This window comes from Calothrix anomala FACHB-343 (genome assembly GCF_014696435.1).
Taxonomy (GTDB): Bacteria; Cyanobacteriota; Cyanobacteriia; order Cyanobacteriales; family Nostocaceae; genus Aulosira; species Aulosira anomala_A.
This window is the reverse complement of the sequence record NZ_JACJQG010000065.1, coordinates 1-13,065: the sequence shown is the minus strand read 5'-3', so window position 1 is coordinate 13,065 and position 13,065 is coordinate 1. Positions and strand designations below refer to the sequence as shown.

Annotated in this window: 11 protein-coding genes and 1 pseudogene; 11 read left to right on the top strand and 1 reads right to left on the bottom strand. The window is 39.6% G+C overall.

Going from position 1 to position 13,065, the window contains the following annotated elements; genetic code table 11:
• Positions 1–90: 90 nt before the first annotated feature.
• The 4 genes from H6G08_RS28530 to H6G08_RS28515 all read left to right on the top strand — a co-directional run bounded on the left by H6G08_RS28530 (position 91) and on the right by H6G08_RS28515 (position 5,204).
• Positions 91–1,287, top strand: a complete 1,197-nt coding sequence (locus H6G08_RS28530; RefSeq protein WP_190549248.1) for a sigma-70 family RNA polymerase sigma factor — start codon at positions 91–93, stop codon at positions 1,285–1,287.
• A 20-nt stretch (positions 1,288–1,307) separates the two neighbouring features.
• Positions 1,308–2,486 (top strand): DUF1822 family protein, encoded by a 1,179-nt coding sequence (locus H6G08_RS28525; RefSeq protein WP_190549246.1) that lies wholly within the window; start codon positions 1,308–1,310, stop codon positions 2,484–2,486.
• Positions 2,487–2,875: 389 nt separating this feature from the next.
• Positions 2,876–4,396 (top strand): serine/threonine-protein kinase, encoded by a 1,521-nt coding sequence (locus H6G08_RS28520; RefSeq protein ID WP_190549244.1) that lies wholly within the window; start codon positions 2,876–2,878, stop codon positions 4,394–4,396.
• A 430-nt stretch (positions 4,397–4,826) separates the two neighbouring features.
• The gene (locus tag H6G08_RS28515) at positions 4,827–5,204 is read left to right on the top strand and encodes a sensory rhodopsin transducer (protein WP_190549242.1); all 378 of its coding nucleotides are present in this window, start codon (positions 4,827–4,829) and stop codon (positions 5,202–5,204) included.
• A 100-nt stretch (positions 5,205–5,304) separates the two neighbouring features.
• On the opposite strand, the gene H6G08_RS28510 is transcribed toward H6G08_RS28515, so the two are convergent.
• Positions 5,305–6,186, bottom strand: coding sequence for a universal stress protein (locus H6G08_RS28510; protein WP_190549240.1), 882 nt, complete (start codon positions 6,184–6,186; stop codon positions 5,305–5,307).
• Between the two features lie 197 nt (positions 6,187–6,383).
• Between H6G08_RS28510 and H6G08_RS28505 the strand changes: the two genes are divergently transcribed.
• The 7 genes and pseudogenes from H6G08_RS28505 to H6G08_RS28475 form a co-directional block, all read left to right on the top strand.
• A complete protein-coding gene (locus H6G08_RS28505) occupies positions 6,384–6,734 on the top strand; it encodes a phage holin family protein (RefSeq protein WP_190549238.1) in 351 nt (116 codons plus the stop codon).
• A gap of 67 nt (positions 6,735–6,801) precedes the next feature.
• Positions 6,802–7,617 carry a superoxide dismutase gene (locus H6G08_RS28500; RefSeq protein WP_190549236.1) on the top strand — a complete coding sequence of 272 codons (816 nt, stop codon included), beginning with the start codon at positions 6,802–6,804 and terminating at the stop codon, positions 7,615–7,617.
• A 12-nt stretch (positions 7,618–7,629) separates the two neighbouring features.
• The gene (locus tag H6G08_RS28495; RefSeq protein WP_190549234.1) at positions 7,630–8,973 is read left to right on the top strand and encodes a ferredoxin reductase family protein; all 1,344 of its coding nucleotides are present in this window, start codon (positions 7,630–7,632) and stop codon (positions 8,971–8,973) included.
• 146 nt (positions 8,974–9,119) lie between these two features.
• Positions 9,120–9,257 carry a hypothetical protein gene (locus H6G08_RS28490; protein WP_190549313.1) on the top strand — a complete coding sequence of 46 codons (138 nt, stop codon included), beginning with the start codon at positions 9,120–9,122 and terminating at the stop codon, positions 9,255–9,257.
• Between the two features lie 336 nt (positions 9,258–9,593).
• Positions 9,594–10,820 (top strand): PQQ-dependent sugar dehydrogenase, encoded by a 1,227-nt coding sequence (locus H6G08_RS28485; RefSeq protein ID WP_190549225.1) that lies wholly within the window; start codon positions 9,594–9,596, stop codon positions 10,818–10,820.
• 193 nt (positions 10,821–11,013) lie between these two features.
• Positions 11,014–11,823 carry a glucose 1-dehydrogenase gene (locus H6G08_RS28480; protein ID WP_190549223.1) on the top strand — a complete coding sequence of 270 codons (810 nt, stop codon included), beginning with the start codon at positions 11,014–11,016 and terminating at the stop codon, positions 11,821–11,823.
• Positions 11,824–11,850: 27 nt separating this feature from the next.
• Positions 11,851–12,957 (top strand): annotated as a pseudogene (locus H6G08_RS28475) (MGH1-like glycoside hydrolase domain-containing protein); the annotation flags it as partial.
• Between the last annotated feature and the right edge of the window lie 108 nt (positions 12,958–13,065).

Below are 13,065 nucleotides of genomic sequence, written 5' to 3'. Positions count from 1 at the left end.
TTATGGGTAACTTGTCATAAAATTATTTTTGCGAAACCATAAATTCTAATTTATAACTGAAGACTGATGCCAAAATGAGTAGTAACTTTTATGCGAACTCGTCAAAGTATCACTGAATTATTTACAACTTTTTTACAATTAGATGCTGACAGGGTGATTGGTTGGGCAGTTGATGCTAAACTAAGGCGAAATCTACTCAAGTGTCAGGCAAGTTTATCACAGCCAGAACATTCAGAGAATTTTTGGATAAGTTATTGGTATAAACTGTGGCAAAATCAGCCGGAAGGTTTGGCGAGAGAACATTTCTCGGCTTATTTACAAGAAACCTGTTATTGGTCTGCTGACAAAATAATTAGTAATCTTTCTGCTACTCAATACACAGTGTCTGACTGTTTTCAAATGGTCATCACTCGTGTAGATAAGATTTTGAAAGGATTTAAACCCAACATGGGGTTTAATTTGAATAATTATGCGAGTACGATTTTCAGCAACGAAATCAAGGAAATGTTGCGATCGCGCAATGAAATTGATATTAGTACTAACTGGCGATTGTTACGCAAACTAACTCAAAAGCGTCTGGTGGAGTCTTTACAAAATGTGGGACTGAGTGCAGAAACAATACAACGCTACGTATTAGCTTGGAAATGCTACCAAGCAATCTATGCGCCACAGCACCCTACAGGTACTCGTCAACTGTCAAAGCCAGATGACTCGACATGGATGGCGATCGCCCGGCTTTACAATTCGGAACGTCACACCCAACTTTCCCCACCAGGGCCAGAGTGCGATGGGCAAACGATGGAAAAATGGCTGGTTGCTAGTGCCAAAGCAGTACGAGATTATTTTTACCCCAGCATGGCCTCTTTGAATGCGTCCAGAAATGATGACGATTCAGGCGAGTATCAAGATATATTACCACAACTTAAGCAAGATTCCTTAATGACGGAAATTATTGCTCAAGAAGAATTGCAGGAGCGAAAGTCACAGCAATCTCTCATCAGCAATGTGTTAATCGCCGCCTTGAACGAGCTAGATGAGGAAGCAAAAAAGATTATCGAACTTTATTACAGCCAAGATTTAACTCAACAACAGATTGCCAAACAGTTGGGAATTAAACAATATACAATTTCTCGCAGACTCAGCAAAGCCAAAGACTCATTAATACTCAAACTTGCCAACTGGAGCAAGGAATCACTGCATATTTCTCTAAACTCGCTGCTACTTAACTATATCAGCACAGTTTTAGAGGAATGGTTAAAAGCTTACTATCATCCTTCCTCATCTTAGTTGGAGTAGTATAAATTAAAATGTTTGATTCCAGCACAGTCAATTTAATCAACCCTACACATTTGTGGTTAGAAATTCCCGAAGCCGAACAAAACCAAATTTGGCAGCAAAGTCAAGGATTTTCTAGCAATAATCGGTGTTGGATAGCATATCTTAACCGCTTGAGCTTAAATACCTTTTTACCGTGGCTACAAACAGAATATGCTCCCAATGCGGCTGTTTTTCCAAATCTTGCTACTTTACCCAGCATTTGGGAAGTAGTCAACGGCGTAGGGATTTCTTGGGAAGGTAAACGCTTAGTCTTAATTCCATCGGAAGCAATGGATTTAAGCGAACTGCGCGTTCCCCAAGAGTGGGTGGATATTCCCAGTTGGACAGCAGATTATTATCTAGCAGTACAAGTTAACGTAGAAGAGGGTTATATCCGCATTTGGGGATACACTACCCAAATTCTCTTGAAAAGTATGGGTAGTTACGATGCAAGCGATCGCGCCTATTGTTTAGATGGTGCAGATTTGATTTCTCACCTGAATATCTTATGGATGGCGAGTCAAATCTGTCCAGACGAAGCAACCCGTCCTGAGGAAATTGCACCGTTACCAGAATTAGCGATCGCTCAAGTGCAAAACTTACTGCAACGACTAGGAAATCCAGAATTAATTTTACCACGTTTAGCAGTACCCTTTTCCACCTGGGGAGCAATCTTAGAACATGGCGGTTGGAGACAGCGATTGTATGAACAACGCCAAGGACAACAACAACAATGGTCGATTTCCCAATGGTTGCAAACAGGTGTATCCGATTTTGCTCAAAAATTTGGTTGGGCTAGTATCGATTCACAAATCAATTATGCTGGTGCTAGGAGTTCCGCGCCAGCATTCACATTACCAACTTTAGTACGCAAAATAACCATTGCTGGACAACAATACGAATTGCGCGTCCAGCCTAAAAGTAACATTGAAAATCGAGTATGGCGCTTTGAACTGCGAAATGCAACTAGGGGACAGATGATTCCCAGCGGATTTAAATTGAGAATTTTGACAGAAGATTTACAGCCTTTTGATGGTAACCAAGTACAAGCTAAAACTGCTGTAGAAAGTATTTACATTGAAATTGCTTTAGGTGAAGAACAAGAAGGATTAGTTTGGGAGACAGAACCGACTCCAGAAAACTTTGAACGCGAAATCTTGCTTTTTTAAAATACCTATACTCCAACTTGATATATATTAATCCGATTTAATTGCTGAAATTATTTGTGTCGGGAGGGAACAGGCAAGAAGGAAATAGACTCTTACTGATTTTAAAAATCAAATACTATTATATACTCACAATGAATTTTCTGGTAGGAACGCAGTTAACAGCCTGTTCTCTGCATAAGTTGCTCATGTTTGACGGTATAAATTAAAGTAACCCAATTTTGGATTTAGGATTTTCCCGGAAAATTTCCTCAAGCCAAAATTTGAAATCTCAAATTCGATAATCTCAAACATCTCCCAACAGTTCTTTAGCACTTAAAACTTTTGAACTGCGGTATGATTAATGACGAAGTTATCTAAAAATATATGAATAAAATAATTAGAATATAGCAATGAAACCAGAAATTAAATTAGGCACTTTAATCAATAATCGTTATTTGATTCAGAAACTTCTTGGTCAAGGAGGATTTGGTCGAACCTATTTAGCAATTGATACGCAACGTTTTGGTGAACCTTGCGTTGTCAAAGAATTTGTACCAACAACCTCCAAAGAAGAGCTAATTCGTAAATCTAGAGAACTATTTGAGCGCGAAGCAAAAGTTTTATACCAAATTCAACATCCTCAAGTTCCCAAATTTTTAGCTTGGTTGACAGAAAATGAACGGCTATTTATTGTCCAGGAATATATTGATGGTAAAAATTTTGCCCAAATTTTACATGAACGTCTCACTCACACAAAAAAGGCATTTTCAGAAGCAGAAGTGAAAGCATGGCTATTAAATATATTGCCAGTTTTGGAATATATCCACGATCGCGATATTGTTCATCGCGATATTTCCCTAGAAAATATCATGCTTCCTGAGAACCAATCTCAGCTAGTGCTAATTGACTTTGGAGTAGTTAAGGAAAAAATTACTCAAATTTTCGCTGGTAATTCTGCCAATTATCATTACTCAGTTGGCAATTCAATAGTGGGAAAAATTGGCTATTCGCCACCAGAACAACTGCGTTTGGGAAAATGCTATCCTTGTAGCGATATCTACGCACTTGGTGTTTGTGCAATAGTGCTTTTGACTGGAAAAATACCATCTATGCTGATGGATAGAACTTTTTGCTGGCAATGGCGTTATCATACCAAAGTCAGTGACTATTTCGCTAACATCCTAGACAAAATGGTGGCAGAAGTGCCAAGCGATCGCTACCAATCAGCTAGAGAAATTATTGTCACATTGAATAAGAATTCAATTACATTATCTGATAACATAAATGATAATCAGTCAGCACCAACTACACAAAATAATATTTCTCAACCACAACAAAAACCAACAGCAATTTCTCATCAATCTCCAGAGGAATTGATTGTATTAGATCAACATAAACCAAGCCTTGAACAAGAGATTGAAGCAACTAACAAATTACCAACACAAACCCCTGTTGCTTTCAACTCAGAATTCTGGGAATATTGTCAAAGAGAATTAGCTAGTTTTGTCGGGCCTTTTGCTAGTTTTTTGATGAAACACACTTTGCAAGAAAATCCACAGATAGCACCAAAGGAATTTATTGAAGTGCTAACTGCGGCAATTCCTGATTCTCAACGAGCAAAAGAATTTAGCAGTCGGATTAACCTTCCTGTAGAACCTAACCCAAAAAAACTGCAAACTTCTCAAAATCCCCAGGAACTCTTGGACATATATCCGGCGATTAGCGATCCGGAATTTTTAGAAAATTGTCGGCGAGAACTAAATAGTTTTGTTGGGCCTTTTGGTAGTGTAATTCTCAAAGATACTTTAGATAATTACCCCCAGATAACATCAAAACAACTTATAGAAACTTTGGTAGCAGAAATCCCGAACCAGCAAAGAGCCGAACAATTTAGACAACGCATCTACAAACTAAAGTTTTTGACGCAGTAACGGATAAGTGCGATCGCTACCCTTGAGTATTCCCTCAGAAGCAGAATAGAGTTTTTAGGATATTGAGAATTTTTTTGGCAGTCACATTTTAATCACATTTATTTTTAATGATTGAGTTAGCTAGATTTGCATCTGCTGTCATCACGAACACAAGGCATTTATTAGTAAAATTCTGTCTGTAGATAGAAGCAAAAATAAACAATACTGTTTGGTTTTTTACAAACCTGTTTTTTTGGGATTTCACATCAGAAATTCTTTAAATTTGTTTCGATTTATACGATGTAGGCAGTTTGTATAATTTTAGAGAACAAACCAGTGCTGATGAGGCTGTTGGTAGTACCTTCAGTATCTTGACAAGCATAGGTTTTCCTTAGATGTCACAGCGAAAGACATCACGTAGAAAAGTGCGGTATTTACCAGGAGATTTTCGATGAATCAGTCAATTGGACGTACTTGTTGGGCGATCGCTGAAGGTTACATTCCTCCATACAGCAACGGGCCGGAACCTCAGTTTATCAGTCATGAAACTGTGTGTATTCTTAATGCTGGGGTCAAGGACGCCCATGTAGAAATTACGATTTATTACAGTGATAAAGACCCTGTTGGCCCTTACCTGGTAACTGTTCCTGCACAACGTACAAAGCATATCCGCTTTAATAATTTGACAGATCCAGAACCGATCCCGCATGATACTGATTTTGCCAGTGTTATTACCTCCGATGTACCGATTGTAGTGCAACATACTCGGTTAGATTCGCGACAAGCAGAAAATGCCTTGCTCAGTACTATGGCATTTCCTGGTAATTAGATAAAAAGGGTAACCTTGTCTGCAGCAAAATGTGCCTTCTACGCCAACTAAAAGGTTACCCTAAATTGCCTTTATCTTTTTTCTGGTATCGATAACAGGTTTAGCGACGTTGGGGTGGAAAAAAGAGTACGGGATACCAGCTAAAACGCAATAATTCAGCAGCAAAGCTGGAAATTAGCCATTCTTGGGCTGTACCGATTGTTGCTGAAGATAATGCGATCGCGCTAATATCTGCCATTGTCGCCGCCTCTAAAATCTGCGTTACCGTAGATCCTTCGCGCACTTCTGTCTCTACTTGTAAATTTAGCTTTTCTAAATCAGTTTTTATCTCAGATAAGCTTTGTTGCGCCTGCTGCGGTGAAATTTTCTGCGGTAGTGAGCGATTACCAGTAGTTTCTAATACCCAACATAGCGTACAAGCTTGAACATAGCGAGCGGATTGTTGTTGCGCTAATTGCTTTACCTGTTGCACTAAATAATTCGCAGCTGGAGTTCCGTTATAGGGGAGTAGTAAAGAACGGAAAAGGTGCTGACATCGAAGTGTTAATTCCTCAGCAGTATAAGTAGAAATTAATTGAGGACGTAGCACCAGCAACGGAATTGTTGTTTTGTGAGATAAATCAGCCATTGTACTGCCCACTAATTTTTCAGTGAGTAAATTGCGGCTTTGAGAACCCAGTATAATCAATTGAGACTGGTAATTTTGGGCAACCTTGAGAATAATATCAACAGACTTACCCGATAAAACTTCTATTTTTACTTCTACATCGGTAGAACTTTCACCAAGAGTTTTTGCCAAACGAGTTTGAGCTTGTTCTATTTTTTCATTATCAACTCGTGGGATAATGCCTTTTTCCCACAAGGGAACAGCGTGGAGAAATACTATTTGTTTCATCCCCGCCAGCGCCAGACTAGAAACAAAACCTGTGAGCCGATGCAAACCATCCGCAAAATCTGTGCAAATCAAAACTCGTTGAAACATAAATCACCACTCAAAGAAATTGAGAAATCTGTTAATTTAATCTACAACCTATATCAAGTTCGCTTGAATAACAGCATATTTCATTTTGGTAATCGAGCAGCACTTTCTCCCGACGGGGTACAGTGAGCAGGATAAAGCAGTCACTTTCTCTTCACATTTATCGCTCATAATCAAAATATTGTTCACAAGTGTATTTTATGGTTGGGCTGATTATTACTTGGGTAGTCACAGCTATCAGTTTTTTGATTATTTCTCGACTACCAATAGGCGTAGAAATAGACAATTTTGGGAAAGCATTAATTACCGCCGCAGTTTTTGGCATCTTAAATGCTCTATTACTGCCAGTTTTAACCTTTTTCACCTTGCCATTCATTATCATTACCATAGGCTTATTCTTTTTTATTCTCAATTCGATTATCTTTGCTTTATCAGCTGCGATCGTACCTGGTTTTCGTCTCAGATACGGTTTTTGGAGTGCTTTGCTTGGCTCAATTTCCTTGGCAATTATTAACTCTATACTCCTAAGATTAATCGCACCGCTTACCTGAACAGGAATTGTTGTATTTGGAGTTATGCAATAAACGAGAAGTATCAACTTTTAATTGGATAAAATCTATGCTGACAAAATTTTTACGACAACAATTTGTTTTGTTTATCGCCGGAATTTTTTTGGTGTCTGTACTATTTGCTTGTCAAGAAAACCAAATTACAGAGTCACCAACTGCTACTGTCTCACCTGTAACACAACAAACTCCTCTAACTACCAACTCTCCACCGGTAGCATATCCTGATAGAGAATTAACTGCTACTCCCGCACAGCTACCAAAATTACCTTACGCTTATAACGCACTAGAAAAAGCTATTGATGCAGAAACCATGAAACTGCATCATGACAGACACCATGCTACATACGTTAATAATCTCAATGAAGCCTTACAAAAGCATCCAGAACTGAAAAATAGAAGTGTCGAAGCAATGCTGCGCGACTTAAATAATATCCCAGAAGATATTCGGGAGACGGTGCGCAACAATGGTGGTGGTCATCTCAACCATACAATTTTTTGGCAAATTATGAGTCCTAATGGTGGTGGACAACCAACAGGAGAAATAGCCCAACAAATAAATCAAACTTTTGGTAGTTTTGACGCTTTTAGAAAACAATTTAATGAAGCAGGTGGAGACAGATTTGGTAGTGGATGGGTTTGGTTGGTGCGTAATGCCCAAAATCAACTCCAAATAGTAACTACAGCTAATCAAGATAGCCCAATCATGGATGGTTTATACCCAATTATGGGTAACGATGTCTGGGAACATGCATATTACCTGAGATATCAAAATCGCCGTCCTGAGTATCTCAATAATTGGTGGAATGTGGTGAATTGGACAGAAATTAACAGACGATCGCAAGCTGGATTGCAACAAAAAGTTTAGAGGTATGGGCTGATGAGAAGTTTATTGATGAAAAATCCTGTAGTTATCGGGGTATCTTGGATAGTAGCATATATTTTAATTATTCTCTTCCCTCTATTCATCTTACTTTTATACCCACCGACACCCAGTGATGAACGTAGTTTTTGGTTAGAATTGTCTGCTGCTTTGGGTTTTATTGGTTTAGCAATGATGGCAATGCAGTTTGCCTTAACTGCTAGGATTAAAAGCATCGAAGCCTCCTATGGTGTTGACTTAATTCTTCAGTTTCACCGCTATACTTCCATAGTTGCATTCTTTTTTATCCTGGCTCATCCCATAGTTCTATTCATTCATAATCCAGAGACACTACAACTATTAAATTTTATCCAAGCACCGTGGCGAGCAAGGGCAGCAGTAATAGCTACTTTGGCGCTAATTGCAATTATTGTCACCTCAATTTGGCGGCAAAAATTGAATATTCCCTATGAACCTTGGCGTATAGCTCATGGCATTTTAGCTGTGATTATCGTTGCATTTGGTTTAGGACATGCATTGGGTGTAGGTAACTACTTAGGGCTGTTTTGGAAAGCGTTAATCTGGACTGCTATTGCAATAACGGCGTTGTGGCTGTTGATTTATGTCAGGTTGGTTAAACCTTATTTTATGCAGAAAAAACCCTACTTAGTGGAAGCTGCTATTCCCCAAAGAGGTAATGTCTGGAATTTGGTTTTGCGTCCTAGAGGACATGATGGAATTACTTTCCAACCAGGCCAATTTGCTTGGCTGACTTTGGAAATATCGCCGTTTAGAATGCGGGAACATCCATTTTCTTTTGCTTCCAGTGCCGAAAAACGCGATCGCATTGAATTTGGGATTAAGGCTTTAGGAGATTTCACCAACACAATTAAGGATGTCAAACCAGGTACTAAAGCCTTCCTCGATGGCCCCTATGGCGTGTTTACTACAGACCTCTATGAGAATACAGCTGGATTTGTCTTGATTGCTGGAGGGATAGGGATCACACCAATTATCAGTATGCTTTTTACTTTAGCAGAACGTCAAGACGAGCGCCCTCTACTCTTAATTTATGCGAGTACAACTTGGGATGATATAACCTACCGAGAAGAGATTGACGCCTTAAAAGACAAATTAGACCTGACAGTTATCCACGTTCTTCGCAAACCTCCAGAAGATTGGTCAGGCGAAAATGGATATGTCGATCAACAACTGCTAGAACGCTATATTCCTAAACGTCCTGCGACTCGCAATTACTTTATTTGTGCTGCACCAAAAATGATGAATGAAGTTGAAAAAGCTTTACACAAGTTGGATGTACCTGTGACTAATATTCACATGGAACATTACAACCTTGTTTAACTTAATTCACAGGTTGCTATTTTATAGCGTTAGCCGACATTCCTAGTTGGTTGATTGGAGAATTTTGGCGAAAAAATTCCCATTTCAATTGATTACCAAAACCCAAAATCTACATTTCCTTAATTTTGATTATGCGTTACAGTATCATGCTGCAAGTTGTAGCCAGTATAACTTTAATTTTTCTGGGTACTGCTGCTTTATTCGCTTGGTTACAATACCGTCAAGTAACAGATGAAATAACTATACAGACACCAAATTCTCAACGAAATATCGTGATGCGTTAAGGATATATCTCTAGATAAATTCTGGTTAAATGTACCTACAGCAATCATAAATAGGTCGCGAACAAGGGACTTCTCAAAAAAAATATCCTATCGCTGGATAATTTACTTTCTGGAAGTCCCGAATATTCAAGGCAAATTTTTCTAATTCGGTCTATGGGTAGATGCAATAAAATTTGGGTACAGACAAACTATATTATCATGGTGTTCATTGTGCTGAAAAATTCAAGTTGCTAATTTAATTAATATTCTTAAATTTGCAACTCATTATAGAACCAACTCAATTAATGAGCAATTTCCTCAACCATGCAAAAGGCTATTTTTGGCAGAGAATAAATTATGAAAAGGACAAATACTCTTACAAGAAAATTACTTTTTAGTATGGTATTATTAGGACTTTCAGCTTGTAACTTACCTACAACTGATTCCACAAATATTAATAATCAAGAAACACAAACAGCCCAACCAGTCAGCCAACAAACTGGGAGTAATAATCAAACCTGTACTTTAGTAGACAGTGGCTTCGGTTCCCAGGGACAGGTAAAGCTAAAGGCTGAAGAAGTAGTAACAGGTTTAGAAGTTCCTTGGGGAATTGCTTTTTTACCCAATCAAGATATGTTAGTTACGGAAAGACCGGGAAGAGTTCGCCTAGTGCAGGGTGGAAAACTGATTCCTAAACCAGTAGCTACTATCAAAGTCACGGAGACGGGTGAAGATGGGTTACTGGGAATTGCAACTCATCCCAATTTTGCTGAAAACAAATTTTTCTACTTGTACTATACCGCAGATAGAAATGGATCGCAGGTGAATCGTGTTGAACGCTGGCGATTATCTCAAGACGGACTTAGTGCTTCAGCAGATCGGGTAATTGTTGATAATATTCCTGTAGCGCAATTTCACAACGGTGGTCGGATTCGCTTTGGCCCCGATGGAATGCTTTACATTGGAACTGGCGATGCGAGAGAACCGCAAAGTTCCCAAGATGTTAATAGCCTGGCTGGAAAAATTCTGCGGGTGACTCCTGACGGACAAGTACCCCAAGACAATCCTTTTGGGAAAAGTCCTGTATATATCAGTGGGATTCGCAACACTCAGGGGTTTGATTGGCGTGATACATCAACTCTATGGGTAACAGACCACGGCCCTAGCGGTGAATTGGGTAGAAGAGGTCACGATAAACTCAGTTTAGCAAGAGCAGGTGATAACCTTGGCTGGCCTACTATCTATCGTTGCGAAGCAGGGGAAGGGTTGGTAACGCCGTCGATGGTGTGGCGCGAAGCTTTACCGCCTGGGGGAGCAGCAATTTATACTGGCAATTCTATTCCGGAATGGAAGGGTAGCTTAATTATTGCAACTCTGCGTTCCCAACATTTGCAACGTGTCGCCTTCAACCCCCAATCTCCCCAACAAGTCGAGCGTCATGAGGTGTATTTACAAGGTCAATATGGACGACTGCGCGAGGCGATTATGGGGCCAGATGGTGAATTATATGTCACAACTAGTAACTGTGATGGACGGGGGAATTGTCCAGCACAGCAAGACAAAATTCTCCGGATTACTAGATAAAAAAAGATTCATAGCAATTAGGACTTACGCAGTGTCAGATATTTTTCATGCTTTTTGTCAATGGTCAATAGTCCATAGTCCAAAACCTGAATTTTGACCATTGACTTTTGACTTTTGACCACCCTTGTGAGGGTTTTGATGTTCGGTGCGTAAGTCCTAGAAATTAGTTGATTCATATATAGGAAAAAATGCCATGAAAGGATTAAAAGGTAAAAACGCCTTGATTACAGGTGCAAGTTCGGGAATTGGACAAGCTGTTGCTATTCGTTTGGCGCAAGAAGGTTGCAATATTGCGATTAATTACCGCAAAAGTCCCGAAGCTGCGGAAGATACTGAGGAAATGGCTATGGAAAAAGCCTGTGGCGATATCGATAATTGCGGCGTTCAATCTCTATTGATACAGGGTGATGTGTCTCAGGAATCCGACATTATCGAAATGGTCAACACTGTAGTGGACAAATTCGGCAGTATTGATATTTTAATCAACAATGCTGGCATTCAAACTGAATGTCCATCCCATGAAATCAAGACTGAAGACTTTGATCGAGTCATTGGAGTAAATCTGCGTGGTGCTTATATCTGTGCGCGGGAAACAATTAAACAATTCCTCTCGCAAAATCAACCGGGAATCATCATTAATATTTCCAGCGTTCACGAAATTATTCCCCGACCGATGTATATTAGTTACTCCATCAGCAAAGGTGGGATGGAAAATATGACTAAAACTCTGGCGTTGGAATATGCAAACCGAGGTATTCGCGTGAATGCGATCGCACCAGGCGCAACTATCACCCCCATCAACGAAGATTGGGTAAACGACCCCGAAAAGAAAGCTGTTGTGGAAAGTCATATTCCAATGGGTCGTGCGGGAACTGCGGCGGAAATGGCGGCGGTGGTAGCTTTTTTAGCCTCCGATGAAGCTGCATATATTACTGGACAAACCCTATTTATTGATGGTGGACTAACGCTATACGCTGACTTTCGAGAAGCTTGGTCTGCGTAAATAAAACTAGCAAAAAGAGTAAAAAACATGACCGCAGAACAAAACAGACTGGAACAAGACCGCAACCGTGAAGCCTATTGGCGCAGATGGGGGCCTTATTTGAGCGATCGCCAATGGGGAACAGTGCGCGAAGATTACAGTACAGATGGTAGAGCCTGGGATTATTTTCCCCACGAACAGGCTCGTTCTCGCGCCTATCGTTGGGGTGAAGATGGAATTGCGGGTATTAGTGATAATCATCAACGGTTGTGTTTTGCGATCGCACTTTGGAATGGTGCAGATCCCATTCTCAAAGAACGGCTATTTGGGCTATCTGGGCCAGAAGGTAATCATGGGGAAGATGTCAAAGAATATTACTTTTATCTTGACAATACTCCCTCTCATGCCTACATGAAATACCTTTATAAATATCCCCAAAAAGCATTTCCCTACCAAAAATTAGTAGCAGAAAATCAGCGTCGGGGCTACGACGAACCCGAATTTGAATTAGTCGATACAGGCATTTTTGATCATCATGAATACTTTGATGTGTTTGTCGAATATGCCAAACATTCACCCGAAGATATTCTCATTCAAATTAGCATTGTCAATCGGGCTGCGTCAGCTAAAACCCTGCATATATTACCTACAGTCTGGTTTCGTAATACTTGGTCTTGGCAAAGTGACAGCCAAAAGCCAATTTTAAGCCATGCTGCTAATGTTATTCATGCATCTCACCCTTCTTTAGGCAATCGCTGGCTTTACTTTGAAAATTGCCACAATGTTTTATTTACTGAAAATGAAACTAACTCCCAGCGTTTATTTGGAGTGAAAAATCATTCTCCCTATGTCAAAGATGGAATTAACGACTATATTATTCACGGCGATCAGCAAGCAGTCAATCCCAGCCAAACAGGTACAAAAGCAGCAACCCATTACCAATTAGAAATTGGCGCAGGAGAAACGCAAATTATTCGCCTAAGATTGTCTGATATTCCAGATTTAGCAGAACCTTTAGCTGAAGAATTTGATACCACATTACAGTTGCGTCAGCAAGAAGCCGACGAATTTTATCAATTTATTTCTGCGAATAATTTATCAGCAGATATTCGCCAAGTACAGCGACAAGCTTTTGCTGGTTTATTATGGACAAAACCAGAAATGTTGAATCTCGATACAAAACTTTACATATTTGGTTAGAGTAATTCTAAAAAGCCTAAAATAGTCAACATAACATCATCTCCTCAAGCCAATGAACATAAC

Bases quoted from the DNA above. Each gene is read 5' to 3' on its own strand.
- H6G08_RS28515 (WP_190549242.1), top strand. From the start codon at position 4,827: ATGAATCAGTCAATTGGACGTACTTGTTGGGCGATCGCTGAAGGTTAC.
- H6G08_RS28495 (WP_190549234.1), top strand. From the start codon at position 7,630: ATGAGAAGTTTATTGATGAAAAATCCTGTAGTTATCGGGGTATCTTGG.
- H6G08_RS28505 (WP_190549238.1), top strand. From the start codon at position 6,384: ATGGTTGGGCTGATTATTACTTGGGTAGTCACAGCTATCAGTTTTTTG.
- H6G08_RS28520 (WP_190549244.1), top strand. From the start codon at position 2,876: ATGAAACCAGAAATTAAATTAGGCACTTTAATCAATAATCGTTATTTG.
- H6G08_RS28480 (WP_190549223.1), top strand. From the start codon at position 11,014: ATGAAAGGATTAAAAGGTAAAAACGCCTTGATTACAGGTGCAAGTTCG.
- H6G08_RS28485 (WP_190549225.1), top strand. From the start codon at position 9,594: ATGAAAAGGACAAATACTCTTACAAGAAAATTACTTTTTAGTATGGTA.
- H6G08_RS28510 (WP_190549240.1), bottom strand. From the start codon at position 6,186: ATGTTTCAACGAGTTTTGATTTGCACAGATTTTGCGGATGGTTTGCAT.
- H6G08_RS28500 (WP_190549236.1), top strand. From the start codon at position 6,802: ATGCTGACAAAATTTTTACGACAACAATTTGTTTTGTTTATCGCCGGA.
- H6G08_RS28530 (WP_190549248.1), top strand. From the start codon at position 91: ATGCGAACTCGTCAAAGTATCACTGAATTATTTACAACTTTTTTACAA.
- H6G08_RS28525 (WP_190549246.1), top strand. From the start codon at position 1,308: ATGTTTGATTCCAGCACAGTCAATTTAATCAACCCTACACATTTGTGG.
- H6G08_RS28490 (WP_190549313.1), top strand. From the start codon at position 9,120: ATGCTGCAAGTTGTAGCCAGTATAACTTTAATTTTTCTGGGTACTGCT.